The organism is Myxococcus sp. CA056 (assembly GCF_013336715.1).
Taxonomy (GTDB): Bacteria; Myxococcota; Myxococcia; order Myxococcales; family Myxococcaceae; genus Myxococcus; species Myxococcus llanfairpwllgwyngyllgogerychwyrndrobwllllantysiliogogogochensis.
This window is the reverse complement of sequence record NZ_JABUMT010000001.1, coordinates 819,544-836,673: the sequence shown is the minus strand read 5'-3', so window position 1 is coordinate 836,673 and position 17,130 is coordinate 819,544. Positions and strand designations below refer to the sequence as shown.

Genomic DNA, 17,130 nt, shown 5'->3' with positions numbered 1-17,130 from the left:
GGGATGGACAGGCGGGCCTGTAGTTCTTTCGGATGCGAGGGTGGCGGAGCTTCAGTGAACGTGCCGGTCCGGCTGGGTGGCGGGCGGGTGGGCGGAGGTGCCACTGAGCAGGGGCAGGGCGACGTGGAAGGTGGACCCCTGGCCCACCTGGCTCTCCACCCAGATTCGACCGCCGTGGCGCTCGACGATGTCGCGGCTGATGTACAGGCCCAGGCCCAACCCCCCATACGAGCGGGAGGAGACGTTGCGGGCTCGGAAGTAGCGCTCGAAGAGCAGCCTCTGCTGGTCCTCGGGGATGCCGATGCCCGGGTCCTTCACCGACAGCAGCGCCAGCTCTCCATGCGTCTCCAACGTCACCTGGATGACGCCGCCGTCGGGGCTGTACTTGAAGGCGTTCTCCACGAGGTTGGAGATGACCTGCTCCAACCGGTACGGGTCCGCGAACACCTGCACGGCGTTCTCGGGCCGCTGGTAGCGCAGCTCGTGGCCACCGCGCTGCGCGTCCATGGCCTGGAGGACATGCTCCACCAGGCTGTCCATGCGCGTGGCCTGCGGGTGCAGCGCGAGCCGGCCGGCCTCGATGCGCGAGGCATCCAGCAAGTCATTGATGAGCCCTGTCATCCGCAGGAGGTGCTGGCGCGCATGGCGCAGGAGGGTGGGGTCCACGCTCTCTCCCCGCTCCAGCCTCCGCTCCAGGGTGGCCAGCCGGAGGCTCAGCGGGGTGAGGGGTGTCTTCAACTCGTGCGAGGCGATGGACAGGAAGTCGTCGCGCACGCGGATGGCTTGCTGGGCCTCGTGATACAGCCGCTCGCGCTCTTCCTCGGCGAGCTTGCGTTGGGTGATGTCCTCCACCAGCACGCCCACGCCCAGCGTCCGCCCATCGGGTGCGCGCACCGGATAGCAACTGCCCGCCAGCAGCCGCCGTGGGCCGGGAACGCCCATCACCTTCGTGTCCACTTCCTCCTCCACCACGGGCTCGCCCGTTTCGAGCACCCGTCGCAGCATCTCCTCGACAGCGGGCCCGCCCGGGCCGAGCACCTGATGGGGGTCCTTTCCCAGGTGTTCCTCGGCGGGCCTGCCGTTGATGCGCGCAAGCCGCTCGTTGACGCGCACGTAGCGCAGCCGCGCGTCCACGAAGCCCAGGCCCACGGGGGCGCTGTCGAAGAGCATGGTGAGCAGCGCCAGGCTCTCGTCGCGCTCCCGCTCCGCGAACCGCCGCTGGGAGACGTCCTCGACGATGCCCACCCCGCCCTCGACGGCGCCCGCGTCGTTGTAGCAAGGCGCGAAGCGCACGTGGACGGGCGTCACCTTGTGGCCGGTGACGGAGACGTAGTCGCCCTCGTAGTCCGCGCTCCGGCCCGCGAGCGTCTCGCGCACGCAGCGCATCATCCCCTCGTCGCGCAGCGACAGGAGGTTCAGTCCCACGATGATGCGCTTGGTGGCGCCGAGGATGGTGACGAAGCGCTCGTTGCAGGCGGTGATGACGGGTGAGGTGTCGTAGTGGAAGATGCCCAATGGCGCGTTCTCCACCACCAGCCGGTAGAGGTCTTCCCCCCGGGCCCGTGTTTCGACGAGCCTCGCCGCCCCTGCGTGGCGAGGGTGCTCCAGCGGCTCACGCAAGGTGTCGATGACCTCGTGCAGGCGTCGGAGGCTGAGGACGATGCGCTCGTCGTCACCCTGGCCCGACGTGCCCACGGTGAGCTCCACCAGGATTTCCACGCCGTCGCGACGGCTCGCGAAGACCCGTGTGGGGCGACCTTCCAGGGCGTCCCCGCGCGACAGCAGGTAGCGCACCAGGCTCTGGCCTTCATGGCGCCGCATGCGCTCCGGGAAGAGTTGGGAGACGGGCTGCCCCTGGAGGTCCTCGCGCTTCCAGGCGAACAGCCGCTCGGCCGCGCGGTTGAGGAAGCACACCCGCTCACTCGCGTCGCAGGCGACCAGCGGGTCGACGGCGGCATCCAGCCAGGCGCTGAGCTCGGCGTTGGCTCCGGCCATGTTCTCCCCTGGGCTCCGCGTCGGCCGGCCCTGAGCGACCGCTGGCGCCCACGACGTGACTCGCGAGGGATTTCCGTCCCCCTGGCCTAGAGGTAGCCATCGGCGGCAGCGGGCGCGTCGGCCCGCGTTCCCGGACGTCGCGAAGCCGGCACGTTCGTGTGCCGGGCGGCCGGCCGCGCGAAGGCGCCTAGCGTCGGCGGCCGCCGGCTCCGGGCTTGCCCGCCTTCTTGCGCGCCGGAGCCTGCTTGCTCCGGGCCTTCGGGGCCTTCTTCTTCGCGCTCTTCGGCGACGAGGGCAGCGGCGCGGGACGCGTGGGTGAGAGCACCTCGAGCCGCTCCCTCAGCGCGCGCGTCACGTCCTTCAGCGCGTCCACCTCCTCGCGCAGCGAGGCCAGCTCCCGTGCCTGGGGCTCACCCTCGCGCAGCGAGCGCACCGTCTCCCGGGCGGCGCGCCGGGCGCGGGCATCACTCAGGGGCGTGCTCTCCAGGGCGGAGACGATGCGCCGGTCTCCGAGCGTCCGCGCGGCCTCGAAGACGCCCATCTGCACGCGGAACATCGAATCCCGGAGCAGCTCCGTGAGCAGGTCCACGGCCTCGCGCTGTCGGCCAGCGACTTCCGCCAGCTTCGCCACGGCCTGGGTGGCGGCGCGGCGCAGGAAGGCGGGCTGGCCGTACGCGGTGCGCGCCTCCACCAGCGGGAAGGCGGCGGGGTCCTGCGACTCGGCGAGCCCGTCCATGGCGCCCACGGCGATGACGTCCTGGAAGGACGCGCGCGTGGCGGCCGTCTCCAGCACCGTCAGCGCGTCCGCGGCTCGCAGCTTGCCGTAGCTGCGCGCGGCCTCTGCCTCCACGAAGTAGCTGGTGTCTCCAGATTGCAGGAGGGCGCGAAGGAGCGCGATGACCTCCGCGTCGCGGCGGAACTCGCCCAGCGCGGCGACCACGGCGCGGCGCACGCGGGGGTGCTCGGCGCGCAGGGCCAGGAGCAGGCGCGCGCGGGCCTCGGGTGTGCGGATGCGGCCCAGGGCCCTGGCGCTCGCGGCGCGGGTGCCCCAGAACAGGCGCGTGTCGGTGAGGGCGGTGCCCAGCGCCTCCACGGCGCGGAAGCCTCCGTCCCGGCCCAGGGCGTGCGCGGCCTCGGTGCGAGCGCGCGACTCCGGCGCGGCGCGCAGTTCCTCCAGCCAGAGGCCCCCGGACTTGTCGACCTCCAGCGTGCCGAGCACGTCGCGACGCGGGTCCACGCGCACCTGCGTGGGCGCGGTGGGGCAGGGCAGGTGGAAGAAGTGCTCCGCGTCCGTCACCTCCAGCCGGTGCGAGGTGTCCTGGCCGTCGGTGGTGACGAGGACGTCCAGCGGCAGGCGGAACAGGGGCGTGCCGGCGTCGGTGCGCTGCGTCTGCCGCACCTTGAGGCGCAGGCGGCGGTCCTCCGCCTCGTAGCGCACCTCCACCTTGAGCTCCGGGTGGCCGGGCGCGAAGACGTACTGGTCGAAGAAGGCGTCCAGGTTGTGGCCGGTGGCCTGCTCGAAGGCGCGCGACAGGTCCACCGTCTCCACCGAGCCATGGCGGTGGCGGGAGACGTAGTGGCGCAGGCCCTGGAAGAACAGGGCATCACCCAGGCGGCGGCGCAGCTCGTGGAGGACCAGGCCGCCTTTCTCATAAAGGTGCCGGTCGAAGACATCGAGAGGCGCGTGGAAGCGGCGCGAGACGATGGGGCGCGCGTAGCGCTCCTTCACCTCGCCCAGGTACGCGTCCAGGTCCGCGAGGCGGTGCTGGTCGGCCTCGTCCTGTCCGTCGGCGCGCTCCTTCCACAACACCTCGAACCAGGTGGCGAAGCCCTCGTTGAGCCAGCCGTGGGGCCAGTCGCGGCAGGTGAGCAGGTCGCCGAACCACTGGTGCGCCAGCTCGTGGGAGATGAGGGGCTCCGCGTTGTAGTCGGCGTGGGCGCGCGCGTCGTGGAGGACGGAGTCGGTGAGGCTGGTGGCGGTGGTGTTCTCCATGCCGCCGAAGATGAATTCGGTGAGGAACACCTGCGCGTAGCCGCTCCAGGGGTAGGGCTCGCCGGTGGCCTCCTGGAACACGCGAATCATCTCCGGAGTGCGGCGCACGCAGCGCAGCGCGTCCTCGCGCCGGCCGCGCGGGAAGAGGTAGCGCAGCGGCACGGTGCCCGACGTGTCGGTGAGCTCCTCGAAGTCGCCCACTGCGAGCGTGACGAGGTAGGGCGCGTGCGGCTGCTCCATCCGGTAGTGCTGCGTGCGGCGGCCGTCCTGGACGCTGTCACTCACGAGCACGCCGTTGGACAGCGCGGTGAGGCCCTCGGGGAAGGTGGCGATGAGCTCCGAGGTGGCCTTCTGCGCGGGCGTGTCCAGACAGGGGAACCAGCAGCGCGCGTCGGTGTCCTGGTTCTGAGTCCACGCCTGACGGGGCCGGTCCGGATAGGCGGCCTCGGGTCCCCAGAAGTACAGGCCCCGGCGCGGACGGGCGGCGTAGTGGACGGCGACCTCCGCGGCGTGACCGGGCTCCAGGGGCGAGGGCAGGTCCACGCGGACATGTGTCCCGGAGTTGGAGAAGCGGGCGGGGCGCCCGTCGACGAGGACGCGCGAGACGTCCAGGTCCACGGCGTCGAAGGTGAGGGTGGACAGCGAGCGGACGGCGGAGACGCGGGTGGTGCAGACGCCCGTGACGCGGCCTTGCTCGAAGTCGAGCTCCAACTCGATGCGGACGTGCTCGGCGCGGACGGGCCGCTCCGCGGCGTAGTGCTCGGTGGCGCCAGGCAGGCCAAAGGCGCGGGACTGAGGGAGGGCGGGCTCGGAGGAGTGACGGTGGCAGCAGCGCATAAGCAGGGAGGACTCTTTCCCAAGCGCGAGCCACCGTCGAGACGATGTTTCGTCGCACTGTCTCTCCCTGCACCCTCGCGCGGGGGCACCGGACGTATCATCTGCCGGGTGGGGGCGCTTCGGACTACGTTGTCCACCGTGCAGTTCGTCCTCTTCTTCTCCGACAAGCAGGTGCGCGAGCAGCTCTTCGCCCATGTGGATGGGACGCGAGGGTTGTTGCTCGTGACCGGGGTGCGTCATGGGCCGGCCATGCGCTCGCCAGAGGCGCGCGAGCCCTTCGCCACCCTGGAGTTCCTCCATGGCCGCGTGCTGACGCAGGTGCTGGTGGCGGACGAGGGCACCGCGGACGGCATGTGGAGGGACCCGCTGGGGGATTTGGGCGACCGGCTCTACCCGGAGAGTCGGGACGACGCGTACGCCGTCACCAGCGGCTACCTCCTGCTGGAGGACGGACGGCCGCGCAAGGTGGTGCGCAAGCACGGCCTGCCCGCCAGCGACCTGTGGTTCCTGGAGGACGCGCTCAGCCAGCTCACCTCCCGCGTCCCCGCGCCGGACCCGGCGCGGAAGCCCGGCACGAAGCGGCCGGAGCGCGCGCCCAGGTCCCCTCGTCGCCCGGCGAGCACCGGCGCCTCGGAGGCGTCAGGGCCCCCGCCGGACGAGGAGGGCTGGCGCCGCCGCGCGGGTGGCGAGGGCTCGCGCGTTCCAGGAGGGAGCCGGCGCGTCAGACCCGAGCAGGCCGCCGCCTCGGAGCCGTCGAGGCCCTGGGATGATGCATCGGGCCAGGACACGCGGGAGACTCATGCGGCGGACTCGGAGGCGACTCCGCCGCGAGGCACCCGCGCACCGCTCCGCATGCCCGCGCGGAAGGACGCCTGGGCGGTGCTGGGGCTCGCGCGCGACATGTCGCTGGATGAGGCGCGCAAGGCGTTTCGCGCGCTCATCGCCGGCTACCACCCGGACAAGGTGGCGCACCTGGCGCCCGAGTTCCAGGAGCTGGCGGAGCGCCGCACGCGCGAAATCCTGGAGGCGTGGGAAGAGGTGGAGGACGAGCTCAAGTCGGGGACGTGAGCGGGTGGCTGTCTCAGCCCACGTCGGGCACGGGCGCGCCGGGCAGGGCGAGGATGGCGGGCGCGGACTCCAGCGCGAAGCGCGCGACGATGGGCATGTGGTCCGACAGCCCGTGGAAGCGGCTCTTGAAGTCCCCGAAGGGGCTGGTCTCCTGCGTGTCGAGCCAGCGCACGCCGCCGCCGGAGAACATGTGGTCCAGGTGCATGCGCATGTGCATGAAGCCGGCGGTGGGGAAGCCCCGCGACACGTTCGGGTCAATCTGCCCGACGGCGGCCTGGGCGCAGGTGAAGCGCACGTCGCCCGTGAGGTAGCGGAACACGGGCGTGGCCGGCGGCGAGTTGAAGTCCCCGCAGACGACGAACGGCTCTTGCGCGGAGAGGATGCCCACGAAGTCCGCCAGCTTGCGCGCCTCGTGGAGCTGGTTCACGCCGCAGCCCATCTTGTCCTTGGTGGACCAGAACTCCCGCGCGAAGGGCGTGGGCAGGCTCAGGTGCGTGTTGAAGACGTGGAAGGGGCGGTTGTCCTCGCGCCGCAACAGGCGCATGTGCGCGCAGATGCGGCTCTGCTTGCGGTCCTTCAGTCGCTGGACGTGGTGGTGGGTGATGGCCTGGGGCGCGTCCACGTTGTGCTTGTCCACCTGGAGGGTGCGCTTGTTGACGAGCACCGCGAGTCCCGTGGTGTAGAGCGACACCTCGCCCAGCTTGTAGTGGTGGGCGCGGAAGTAGAACGCCTCGTAGGGCATCTCCCGACCCTGGGCGGTGAAGGTCTCCTCCATGCGCCCCATGAAGGCCATCAACTGCGTCTCGCCGGGCAGCTTGGGCCGGTGGGCGATGGTGCTGCGCAGGGACGTCGTCTCCACTTCCTGGAGACAGACGACGTCGGGCAGCGGGTCCAACGACGCCAGCGCGGCGGCCACGCGGCGCTTGGGACCCACGGTGCTCGCGAGGCCCCGGAGCATGTGGCCGAAATAGCGGACGTTGTACGTGACGATTCGCAACGAGGAGTCGGGCATACGAGGTCCGTGCCCGTCCCGGGCACAGGCAGAAGGTACTCACATCCCGGCCGTCGCGCCCTCTCTTCCTTGTCGGTCGGCCTCCCGTCAAACAGTCGACGCTGGCCCGCGCTCGCCGTGCCGCCGCCGCCGTGCTTTCCTTCCCCCGAGGATGGAGGCGTCTGCCTGCCCGACGGGGTGGCGGGCGTCCCGCGCGCGAAGGGCCGGCACGGGGCATTCCTCAAGGGAGACACAGCGATGTTCAAGGTCGCGAGGAAGTGGGGCTTGCCGCTGATGCTGGTGATGACCGGCTGCGGCAAGTTCGAGCAGGAGCAGTACGACGTGACGTTGGACGAAGCCCAGGCGCAGGCCGTCCCCTATGCGTGCGTCGACAAGACGGACAAGGAGGCCCAGCCGATTCCGGGCACCGGCGGACCCTCGGGGCTCGCCCTCCAGCAGCGATGGATTGTGCGCGCCGAGGAGTATGGCGCCACGAGCCTGGAGGTGCCCGACGTCGCCTTCACCCTGCACCGGGGCGACCAGGCCATCGTCGACAAGGATGACGCCCCGGACGTCCTCGGCGGGACGACCTCCGACAGCGGGCCGTTTCAATACGTCCACCTCCGCAGCGTGCCCGGGGTGGGTGCGGGCACGCCGTCGGTGAGCTACGTGCTGCGCTTCTACATCGCCAACGACTCGCTGGAGGACGACACCATCGAGGGCTTCATCGACGCGCGCGCCACGTCATACGAGGGCGCCGGAACCGACACGGTGGACCTGGAGGAGTGCACCGCCAAGGTCCGCTTCACCGGGCGCCGCGTGAAGTAGGCCCGCGGGCCCTCGCGTCACGGCGCGCGCTTCACCCGCACCACGGTGTCCAGCAGGTGCTCCAGGGCCTGCTGGGGCTCCTGGCTCAGCCCCGAGTGCACCGGCCCCGTCTGGAGGATGGTGCTGCGCGGGGCCACCAGCCAGTGCCAGCGGTCCTTCTGGGGGAGCTGGCCGATGGGGCCCGCGTGTTTGCCACCCTCGCAGACGCGGCGGAAGCTCTCCAGGTGGCAGCGCACCGTGTCCACGTCCACGTCGGGCGCGAGCGCCTTCAAGCGCGCCTCGTCCAGCTCCACGCGGGCGCCGAGGAAGCGCTGCGTGGTGCAGAAGAGGACGACGCCCACGTTGATGAACTCCTCGCGCTCCACGCGGGGGACGACGCGGATGATGGCGTAATCAAACGAGCTGTGCGCGGGCACGTGCCGCCTCCTCGATGAAGGCCGGCAGGGCCTCGATGCGCTTGAGCAACCAGGTGACGTAGCCCGCGCGGTGCGCGTCCACGCTGGGGAAGGGGGACTCGGCGGCTTGCAGCCAGCCCTCCGGGATTCCGGCGACGGTGGCCTCCACCCGCTCGCGCGTGAGGTGGGCCTTCAGCGTGTCCTGGGCCTGGGGCAGGGCGTTCGCCCAGGGCAGGAGCACATGGTCCTTGATGGGCGCGAAGCGGCTCTGGCTGCGCTCCTCCCAGTCCTCCCACGCGTGGTGGAAGTAGAGCGAGGCGCCATGGTCGATGAGCCACAGCTCCCGGTGCCAGCACAGGAGGTTGGGGTTCTTCGGCGTGCGGTCCACGTTGGTGATGAAGGCGTCGAACGCGACGAGGGCGGAGGCCACGGCCGGGTCTGGCGCCGGGCCCGCCACCGGGTCGAAAGTCACCGAGCCCGGCAGGTAGTCCAGCGCCAGGTTCAGCCCCGCGCTCGCCTTGAGCAAGTCCCGAATCTCGCTGTCCGGCTCGTTGCGGCCCAGCGCCGGGTCCAGCTCCACCAGCACCATCTCCGGCACCCGCAGGCCCGCCGCCTTCGCCAGCTCCGCGGCGATGAACTCCGCGATGAGCGCCTTGGCGCCCTGTCCGGCACCCCGGAACTTCACGACGTACAGCCCCGCGTCGTCCGCCTCGACGATGGCGGGCAGCGAGCCCCCCTCGCGCAGGGGCGTCACATAACGCGTGGCGACGATGGTCCTCGGCATCCTCCGCTCCCGTCCTCACTCGGCCCGTCTTCCACCCGGGGCCCGAGGGCCGCGCTCTACCACGCCCCCTCGCCCCACGAGGGCTTCACCGGCAGTGGAAAAAGCAGCCCCGAGGAAACTGCCCCGGATGAGGTGCGACAATGGGTGACAGGCCGTTCGATTCCGATCCCCCACGGAGCCCATCATGACCGTCACCCGCAAGCCCACGTCGCTCCCGTCGCCCGTCACCCGTACCCAGGAGTCCACCCGTCCGGAGGCTCCCGCGACGACCGAGTCCCGCGTGGTGGCCCGGCCCGGCAAGAACGGCACCGACGGCTTCGACTCCGGTAAGACGGCGCGTCCCAGCAACTTCGTGGACCGCCCCACGGGCCAGCGTCCGGACCCGAGCGCCCCGGTGCTGCCGGCCACGGCCTTCGCCTTCGGCCCTGGCAAGGTCTCCATCGCCGGCCGCGACGCGTCCACGCCCGTCACGCTGACGGCCTCCGCCACGCCGAACGCGGCGGTGAAGGACCTCCAGACGGTGACGTCCACGGTCAGCTTCGACCAGGACGTGGCGCTGGACTCGCTGAAGCTGAACCTGGACCTGCCGCACACCTACCGCGGCGACCTGGTGGTGAAGCTGACCAGCCCGTCCGGCAAGACGGCGACGGTGTCGGACCGCCAGGGTGGCAACGCGGACGACGTGAAGGGCACGTTCGACCTGAGCACCGCCTTCAAGGGCGAGTCGGCCAAGGGCACCTGGACGCTGTCCGTGGAGGACAAGGCGCGCGCGGACACGGGCACGCTGAAGAGCTGGGGCCTGGAGGCCGCTGGCAAGACGGCGGGCCCGGTGGACCCCAAGCCGCCCAAGCCCACGGGTGAGCCGATTGTCGCGGTGTTCGACGGCGGCGTGGACTTCAAGCACGCCGACCTGGACAGCGCCATGTGGACCAACCCGGGCGAGGTCGCAGGCGACGGAATCGACAACGACGGCAACGGCGTGAAGGACGACATCCACGGCTTCAACGTCGGCTTCAACAGCGGCGACGTGATGAAGGGCCAGGGGACGGACCACGGCACGCACGTGGCCGGCATCATCGCCGCCGAGGACAATGGCCAGGGCAACACGGGCATCGCCGCGGGCAAGGCGAAGGTGATGAGCATTGGCGGCCTGTATGACGGGGCGGACCTGCTCACCAACTTCGAGCGCGGCGTGGACTACGTGGTCAACATGAAGCAGAACCACGGCGCCAACATCCGCGCCCTCAACGCCAGCTTCGGTGACGAGTACCGCGATGCGGCCTCGCAGGCCCGCTGGACGGCGGCGGTGCAGAAGCTGGCGGACGCGGACATCCTGCTCGTCGCGGCCACGGCCAACGGCAATGGCAGCAACATGAACAACGTGGCGGACATGCCCGCCAACCTGAACCTGCCCAACGTGCTCACCGTGGCGTCCATGGACAGGAACAACGACAAGCTGGCGCGTTTCTCCTCGCACGGCGACAAGGTGGTGGAGCTGGCCGCCGTGGGCGAGGACGTGCTGAGCACCGTGCCCGGCGGCGACTGGGAGAAGATGAGCGGCACCTCCATGGCCACCCCGACGGTGGCGGCCGCCGCGGCCCTGATGTTCGCCGCGAACCCCGACCTGACGGCCGCCCAGGTGCGCGACCTGCTGGTGAAGACGGTGGAGGTCGACCCGGACCTCAAGGGCAAGGTGAGCACCAGCGGCAAGCTGGACATCGCCGCCGCCGTGAAGGCCGCCAAGGAGTTCGTCGCCACGCCGCCCACGACGGTCGCCGAGCGCTGAGTCCCCGCGCGACTCGCTCGAGAGGGTGAGTCCCAGGTCCCCGGTCGCCGCCAGCTTCGCGGCCCCGGGGACTTTTTTTGGGCTCGATTTGATTGCGCGCAATTTAATTGAGCCCTAATCATAGGCCATGGCGCAGGACGCGGTGCCCGTCGGAGATGGGGTGGCCCGGTTGTTGGGGGTTGAACGGAGCAGGCTGGAGGTTGTGGTGAAGGGGCTCCCGCCGTCGCGTGTCGCCGCTATCTGAGTCCACCGTTTCGCTTTTACGAACCCGAGCTGGAATTCCAGGAGAGAGAACCATGGCCCCCGTCACGATTTCGCCGCTGTACACCGCCCACGCCACCGCTCACGGAGGCCGCAACGGGAAGGTCCAGTCGTCGGACAAGGTCATCGACCTGCCGCTGACGATGCCCAAGGAGCTGGGTGGGGCGGGAGGCACGGCCACCAATCCCGAGCAGTTGTTCGCGGCGGGCTACTCCGCCTGCTTCGAGAGCGCGCTGCGGCTGGTGGCGGGCAAGGGCGGCAAGAAGCTGGGGCCCGAAGTGGGCATCACCGCGAACGTCACCATCGGCAAGACGCCGGACGGCGGCTTCGGGTTGGCGGTGGAGCTCCAGGGCATCCTCCCGGGCATTCCCCGCGATGAGGCGGAGAAGCTGATGCACGCGGCCCACGAGGTGTGCCCGTACTCGCGCGCCACGCGTGGCAATATCGACGTGAAGCTCTCCGTCGCGGAGTAGTGGACGGCCCCGTGTCGCCGCGGCGCGTGGGTGCGCCGTGTCGCGGCGGTACGTGGGCATGCCGTGTCTGCGCGTGAGTGCACCGTGTTGCGGCGACGCGTGAGTGCACCGTGTTGCAGCGACGCGTGAGCGTTCCGTGTCGAGGCGCGCGGGTGATCCATCGTGGCGCGGGGATGCTCCATTCCGGTGCGTGAGTGCTCCATCCTGGCGCGGGGCCTGAGCGCGTCCGTGTCGTGGCGGACACGATGTGCACCGTGGGACTCGCGGGGTTTCCCCTAGTGCTGGCCAGGCGCTCGCGTGCTGGTGACACGCGCGTGCGTCGCGCCCCGACGCGCCCCCTCCGAGCGGGCCTCGCGGCGTGCCCCGCGGAGGCCCTCTGGCATGCCCCTTGAAGTCGGGTGGGGTCGAAGGGGGGAAGTCAGCATGCGTGAGCGTCAGCTCATTCCGATGGAAGTAGCGGGTGTGGCGGTCTCGGGAGCAGCGCGGATGTTGCTGGAGGAGCCCGACATCGAGGAGTTCTTCGGGTGGTTGCGGCCGGAGGCGGGAGGAAATCCTCCCGGCCGGTGGAGCGCGGCGGAGGGCACCCGGCTGTTCGCGGTGGCGGAGCGGGGCTCGGGCATCATCGGGCTCGCGGCGCTCACGAACATCCGTCGCGAGGAGCGCTACGCACGGGTGAGCTGCGCCATCGCGCCGGAGTATCGCCGGGAGGGCGTGGGGCACTGGACGATGACGGAGCTCATCCGTCAGGGCGTGCGACTGGACGGACTGCGCCACCTGGAGACCTGCGTGCGCGGGGGGAGGGGGACATCGCTCCAGCTCATGGAGTCCCTGGGCTTCCGCGCGCTGGAGGTGCCGGGCTTTCCGCCCATGGACGCACGGCCCGGTGGCTACGTGTACCTGCGTCTGGATTTGCCCGTCGAGTCCCGGGAGCATCTCCTGCTGGTGCCCACGCGCAATCTTTGCGCGTGAAGACAGATGGGCGATGAAGGTTGGCGTCGGGCTGGGGGACTTAGAACTGGAACCGGAACGACGACCCGAGCATCGGCAGGTATCTCCAGCCGGAGCCGATTCTCCAGGACCCAGGCTACAGCCGAGAGATGGCCGAGAAGGGGTATGGCGTGCCCGCGTACGCGTACGCGGCAAACAACCCTCTGTACTGGTCCGACCCGACCGGCCTCGCGTTTGATGAGACTTGCTGGGCGGCATGCATCGACGAGGTCAATCCCCTGGAGAACAATCCCCTGATGTGTGGGGACTCAGATTCGTCGACGGGGAATGATGGCTCCGACTTCCCATGGGGCTCGGCAATCTCGCTCGCGGCGGGACCGTACTGGAAGCCGTTTGGTTATCAGGCCTGCGCTTCGCACTTCACCTCTCCCTGGCGGCTCATGAACATCGCGTCTCGAAGTGTTTCCGGGCGTCCCGTGTTCCCGGGTCCCGCGACGAAGCTGATGGGGCGTGCCAGTGTCATGTGGATTGTCGCCGCGGGCATTACGTCATGGGGCGTCATTGGCGCTTGTGCCGCTGAATGCTCGGGACGATAGGGAGCCTCATGGCAAGCACCGCTCATGTGGATGTCGTCGCCCGCCGCAGGATTGCCGGTCTGCTTCGGGGGTTCATCGAGGGACAGCTCTCCAACATGGAGCTGGATAGGGACTACCCGGGGCAATCCCTGGACCCAGCCGTGCATGAGGTCTATCGGCGCACCTTCCGGTTCCAGGACGACTTCCGCGAGTATCGGACCACGGGGCAGTTCGCGCTCCCTGACGAGCAGAGGGACCTTCTGGGTCGCTGCGCTCTCTTCATGGAAACCGAACTGCCCTACGAGTGGCCGTTGCCCCTTCAGTCCGTGGCCTCGTGGTTCTCTTCGCTCTTTCGGCGGAGTCCACGTGGGACCGTCAGGCACTCGCGTGGCGAGCGCTCGGCGTGGCCATTCTTCCGGCAAGCGGACCTTGATGCTGCCGCCAGAGGGGTACCTCCAGCGGCGCGGGGAGGTGATTGATGCCGACCGATGGATTGCTCTCAACGGTCGGCACCAAAGGCGGTCAGGCCGTACGAGCTAGAACCGCTTCACCTCGGTGAGCACCTGTCTCGAATACCGTGTCACCGCGCCGAATCGAGCCATCGATTCGGCGCGCAGGTGCTTCGCCGCGTCGCTCGCAGTGTAGCGCTGGAAGTCCGCTTCACTGGCCAGTTCGAAGTGACACACGTACCGGGCCCACCCGTCCTTCGCGGGCTCGGTGTCGCGCCACTTGCGGCAGCCGAGGAACCCGGGCTCCCGCAGCACCTCGGGGACATGCGTCCCCTCGTGCCACGGGTTCCACGCGTCCTCGGCGCCGGGCTCCACTTCGATGACCACCGTGTAGAGCGCGAGCACTGTCACGGCTGCCACGCGCCCCAGTCCACCAGCTTCCGGCCACCCATCGACTCACGCTTGCCCTTCGGCGCCACTCGGTAGAGGAAGTCGGAGAGCGGCGAGAAGCGCGCCTCGTGCGCCAGCCCGCTCAGCGTCTTGTCCCACGGGTCCGCGGCGAACATCCGTGAGCCCACCTGCTTCAACCCTTCCGCGCCCTCCGCCGAGTCGAGCTGGAGCACCGCCAGCTTCTTCGTCCCCACCGTCAGCGTCTCGCGCACCGGCGGCGCCGCGTTGTGAATCGCGGGTGGCCACTGCTTCGGGTCCAACGCATCCCAGAGGAAGGACAACAGCGCCTCTTCCAGCGGCACCGCGCCCGCCTGCGCGAAGTCCTTGCACGGCTCGCCACCACTGCCCGCCGGCGCCAGGCCTTCCGAGCGCAACACGAAGCCGCGCTCGGCGCCCAGGCACGTGCGCAGCACCGACTTCGTGCCCTCCGACTCCGCCTCGAAGTCGAACCACGTCCCCGGCCCCAGCGGCGACTCGCGCTCCGGCACCTTGCCCGCATCCCCCGTGCCCTGCTTCACCTCCACCAGCGTGAGCTGATAGCTGCCCGGCACGCGGAAGCCCGCAAGCGTGGTGCTCGCGTCCAGCAACCCGTTCGTCAGGTACAGCGGCCCCGCGTCCACCGCGTACAGCCGATTCTCCAGCGGACCGTCCACCGGGCGATTGTCACGCAGGTAACGTTTCGCCTCCCACGTGCGGCCCGCGGCCGTGGGCTGCTCGGCGCTCTGCGTGCCCTCGCGCTCCGCTTCCAACGTCCGCGTGGTGTCCGTGCGCATCGGAAACGTCAGCACGCGCGAGAGCTTCGGCTGCTCCAAGGGCTTGCCCGAGTCGCTGGTGAAGCCGAGCGTCAACCACACCCACGTGCCCTCCACCGCCGCCACTTCCAACGTCAGCTTCCCCGCCGCCGCGGCGCCGTTGGCATCCCCCGGCTGGCCTCGAATCCCGGAGAACGCATAGACGACCTTGTCGCCCACGCGGGCCCGCTGCCAGGGGGAGTTTCCCTTCTGGGGCGCGGGTGACTCCGGGGTGGCCGCCTCCGTGGGGCCCTCCGCGGCGCCGCCTTGCGTCACGGGCACGCCGTCAGTGGGACTCACGGCGCGCGGCTTCGTGCTCTCACAGCCTGCGCCGAGCGCCAGCGCCGCGCACACCAGCGCGGAACGGGACAGGAAGGTTGCGGTGGGCTTTCGCATTCGGGCGTCACCTCGCGGGGCCTGAGCGCGGCATTGCGCGACCCCTGGGCGGGCTTGATACACCGGAGCGCAGGCTGTCCCCAACTTCCTGGAGTTCCATCACTCATGGCCACGAACCTGCCCATCCGTCGTGTCGTCCTCTACAAGCATGGCGTCGGCTACTTCGAGCGCCGGGGCGGAGTGACGGGCAGCGACACGCTGCACCTGGACTTCAAGGCGCGCGACATGAACGACGTGCTGAAGTCGCTGACGGTGTTGGACTTGTCGGGCGGCTCGGTGTCCGCGGTGAGCTACGACTCCACCAAGCCGCTGGAGCAGCTGCTCTCGGAGGCCACCATCCGGATTCCGGAGGACGGCAGCCTCACGGCGCTGCTCGGTCAAATCAAGGGTGCTCGCGTGCGGGCGCGCGTGGGGGGCGGTCAGGTGGAGGGCGCCATCATCGGCCTGGAGTCGCTCGCGGTGGCGGCCGGGGAGACGAGCGTCGTGCGGCCCTTCCTCACGCTGCTGGTGGGCGGCTCGCTGCGCACGTTCGACGTGCTCGACATCGCGGAGCTCGAGTTCCTCGATGAGGCGGTGCGCAAGGATTTGGAGTTCTACCTGGCCACGGTGTTGTCCTCGTACAAGAAGGACAGCAAGCGCATGTCCATCCTCACCTCCGGCGAGGGTGAGCGGGAGGTCTTCGTCAGCTACGTGCTGGAAGCGCCGGTGTGGAAGACCAGCTACCGCATCCTCCTGGACGAGGGCGAGCCGCCGCTGCTCCAGGGCTGGGCGCTGGTGGACAACACGGGCGACGAGGACTGGGTGGACGTGTCGCTGGCGCTCGTCGCGGGCCTGCCGGTGTCCTTCGTGCACGACCTCTACAACCCCCGCTACATGAAGCGGCCGGTGGTGGAGGTGCAGACGGAGGCCGCCGCCGCGCCGGTGATTCCCGAGGAGAGCTTCGGCGGCTCGATGGACATGATGGAGAGCGAGGCCATGCCGATGATGGCCGCGCCCGCCGCCGCCCCGGGCCGCTCCAAGAAGATGATGCGCAAGGAGGCGAGCTTCGTGGGAGGCCCGGGCGGCGGTGGTGGCCCCCGGCTGCGCGAGGTGCTGGAGCAGAGCAACCCGGTGACGACGCTGACGAAGGAGGTGGGTGACCTCTTCGAGTACGGCGTGGACCGCCCGGTCACGGTGCACCGCAACCAGAGCGCGCTGGTGCCCATCCTCCACAAGCCCTTCGAGGGCCGCCGGGTGCTCCTCTACAACCGCACGACGCGCGAGAAGAACCCCATGGCCTGCATCGAGCTGAAGAACACCACGGGCCTGACGCTGGAGGGCGGGCCGGTGACGGTGACGGAGGACGAGCGGTACGTGGGCGAGGCGATGCTCGACACCATGAAGCCGCAGGACACGCGCTTCGTGCCGTACGCGGTGGAGCTGGGCTGCGTCGTCTCCGTGGAGGACCGCACGGAGGACGGGCCGGTGTTCCGCGCGGTGGTGAGCCGGGGCACGCTGGTGGTGGAGTACTTCCACGTGCGGCGCACGAAGTACCTGGTGCGCAACAAGGCGCAGCGGCCGCAGGTCCTCTTCGTGGAGCACCCGCGCTCGGGCTGGGAGCTGGAGAAGGACATGCCCGCGCCCGCGGAGACGACGGACGGCTTCTGGCGCTTCAAGCGGGACCTGGCGCCGGGCTCACAGGACGAGCTGGTGGTGTCCGAGCGCACGCGCGGCCACCGGCAGTACTCCATCTCCAGCGCGGGGCCGGACGAGGTGGCCTTCTTCCTGTCGCAGCGCTACGTGGACGCGAAGATGGCGGACGCGCTGCGCGAGGTGATTGCCATCCGCGAGCGCGTGGCGGCGCTGACGCGCGACGAACAGCAGCTCACCGCGGAGCGCGCCCAGCTCTTCAAGGACCAGGAGCGCATCCGCGCCAATATCGAGTCGCTCAAGAGCGGCGTGTCCCAGCGCGAGCTGGCCGAGCGCTTCGTGGCCAAGCTCAACGAGCAGGAGGACCGGCTCGAGGCCATCACCCGCGAGCTGGAGCGACTGGCGAAGGAGCGGCAGGCGGCTCAGGAAGAGCTCAACCGCCGCGTCCAGTCGCTCAGCTCGGAGGCGGCCTTCTAGGCGG

The 17,130-nt window shown here is 70.1% G+C and carries 13 protein-coding genes; 6 read left to right on the top strand and 7 right to left on the bottom strand.

Features of this window, described 5'->3' with window-relative positions; translation table 11 throughout:
• Positions 1-51 precede the first annotated feature (51 nt).
• Both HUA76_RS03380 and HUA76_RS03375 read right to left on the bottom strand, forming a co-directional pair.
• Positions 52-1,995, bottom strand: a complete 1,944-nt coding sequence (locus HUA76_RS03380; protein WP_174457467.1) for a PAS domain-containing protein — start codon at positions 1,993-1,995, stop codon at positions 52-54.
• 187 nt (positions 1,996-2,182) lie between these two features.
• Positions 2,183-4,825, bottom strand: a complete 2,643-nt coding sequence (locus HUA76_RS03375) for a M1 family aminopeptidase (RefSeq protein ID WP_174457466.1) — start codon at positions 4,823-4,825, stop codon at positions 2,183-2,185.
• A 138-nt stretch (positions 4,826-4,963) separates the two neighbouring features.
• Here HUA76_RS03375 and HUA76_RS46375 point away from each other — a divergent pair, with 138 nt between their 5' ends.
• Complete coding sequence (locus tag HUA76_RS46375) at positions 4,964-5,893, top strand: DnaJ domain-containing protein (protein ID WP_174457465.1); 930 nt, start codon at positions 4,964-4,966, stop codon at positions 5,891-5,893.
• 13 nt (positions 5,894-5,906) lie between these two features.
• On the opposite strand, the gene HUA76_RS03365 is transcribed toward HUA76_RS46375, so the two are convergent.
• Positions 5,907-6,905: an endonuclease/exonuclease/phosphatase family protein gene (locus HUA76_RS03365; protein ID WP_141645408.1), complete on the bottom strand. Its 999-nt coding sequence runs from the start codon at positions 6,903-6,905 to the stop codon at positions 5,907-5,909.
• Positions 6,906-7,142: 237 nt separating this feature from the next.
• Here HUA76_RS03365 and HUA76_RS03360 point away from each other — a divergent pair, with 237 nt between their 5' ends.
• Positions 7,143-7,712 (top strand): hypothetical protein, encoded by a 570-nt coding sequence (locus HUA76_RS03360; RefSeq protein WP_141645409.1) that lies wholly within the window; start codon positions 7,143-7,145, stop codon positions 7,710-7,712.
• A gap of 17 nt (positions 7,713-7,729) precedes the next feature.
• Here the strand turns inward: HUA76_RS03360 and HUA76_RS03355 are convergent, their stop codons facing one another.
• Positions 7,730-8,128 carry a DUF3037 domain-containing protein gene (locus HUA76_RS03355; protein ID WP_141645410.1) on the bottom strand — a complete coding sequence of 133 codons (399 nt, stop codon included), beginning with the start codon at positions 8,126-8,128 and terminating at the stop codon, positions 7,730-7,732.
• Positions 8,106-8,891 (bottom strand): HipA family kinase, encoded by a 786-nt coding sequence (locus HUA76_RS03350; RefSeq protein WP_174457463.1) that lies wholly within the window; start codon positions 8,889-8,891, stop codon positions 8,106-8,108. Before HUA76_RS03350 ends, HUA76_RS03355 begins: the two co-directional genes overlap by 23 nt.
• A gap of 184 nt (positions 8,892-9,075) precedes the next feature.
• On the opposite strand from HUA76_RS03350, the gene HUA76_RS03345 reads away from it, so the two are divergent.
• The 3 genes from HUA76_RS03345 to HUA76_RS03335 all read left to right on the top strand — a co-directional run bounded on the left by HUA76_RS03345 (position 9,076) and on the right by HUA76_RS03335 (position 12,380).
• A complete protein-coding gene (locus tag HUA76_RS03345; protein WP_141645412.1) occupies positions 9,076-10,677 on the top strand; it encodes a S8 family serine peptidase in 1,602 nt (533 codons plus the stop codon).
• 296 nt (positions 10,678-10,973) lie between these two features.
• Entirely contained in the window at positions 10,974-11,411 is a 438-nt protein-coding gene (locus HUA76_RS03340) for an organic hydroperoxide resistance protein (protein WP_174459974.1), read from the top strand.
• Between the two features lie 423 nt (positions 11,412-11,834).
• Positions 11,835-12,380 (top strand): GNAT family N-acetyltransferase, encoded by a 546-nt coding sequence (locus HUA76_RS03335; RefSeq protein ID WP_174457461.1) that lies wholly within the window; start codon positions 11,835-11,837, stop codon positions 12,378-12,380.
• A gap of 1,090 nt (positions 12,381-13,470) precedes the next feature.
• On the opposite strand, the gene HUA76_RS03330 is transcribed toward HUA76_RS03335, so the two are convergent.
• Positions 13,471-13,803, bottom strand: a complete 333-nt coding sequence (locus HUA76_RS03330; protein WP_174457460.1) for a DUF4286 family protein — start codon at positions 13,801-13,803, stop codon at positions 13,471-13,473.
• The gene (locus tag HUA76_RS03325; protein ID WP_174459973.1) at positions 13,791-15,020 is read right to left on the bottom strand and encodes a DUF6068 family protein; all 1,230 of its coding nucleotides are present in this window, start codon (positions 15,018-15,020) and stop codon (positions 13,791-13,793) included. Before HUA76_RS03325 ends, HUA76_RS03330 begins: the two co-directional genes overlap by 13 nt.
• Positions 15,021-15,125: 105 nt before the next feature.
• Between HUA76_RS03325 and HUA76_RS03320 the strand changes: the two genes are divergently transcribed.
• Complete coding sequence (locus HUA76_RS03320; protein WP_174459972.1) at positions 15,126-17,126, top strand: hypothetical protein; 2,001 nt, start codon at positions 15,126-15,128, stop codon at positions 17,124-17,126.
• Positions 17,127-17,130 lie beyond the last annotated feature (4 nt).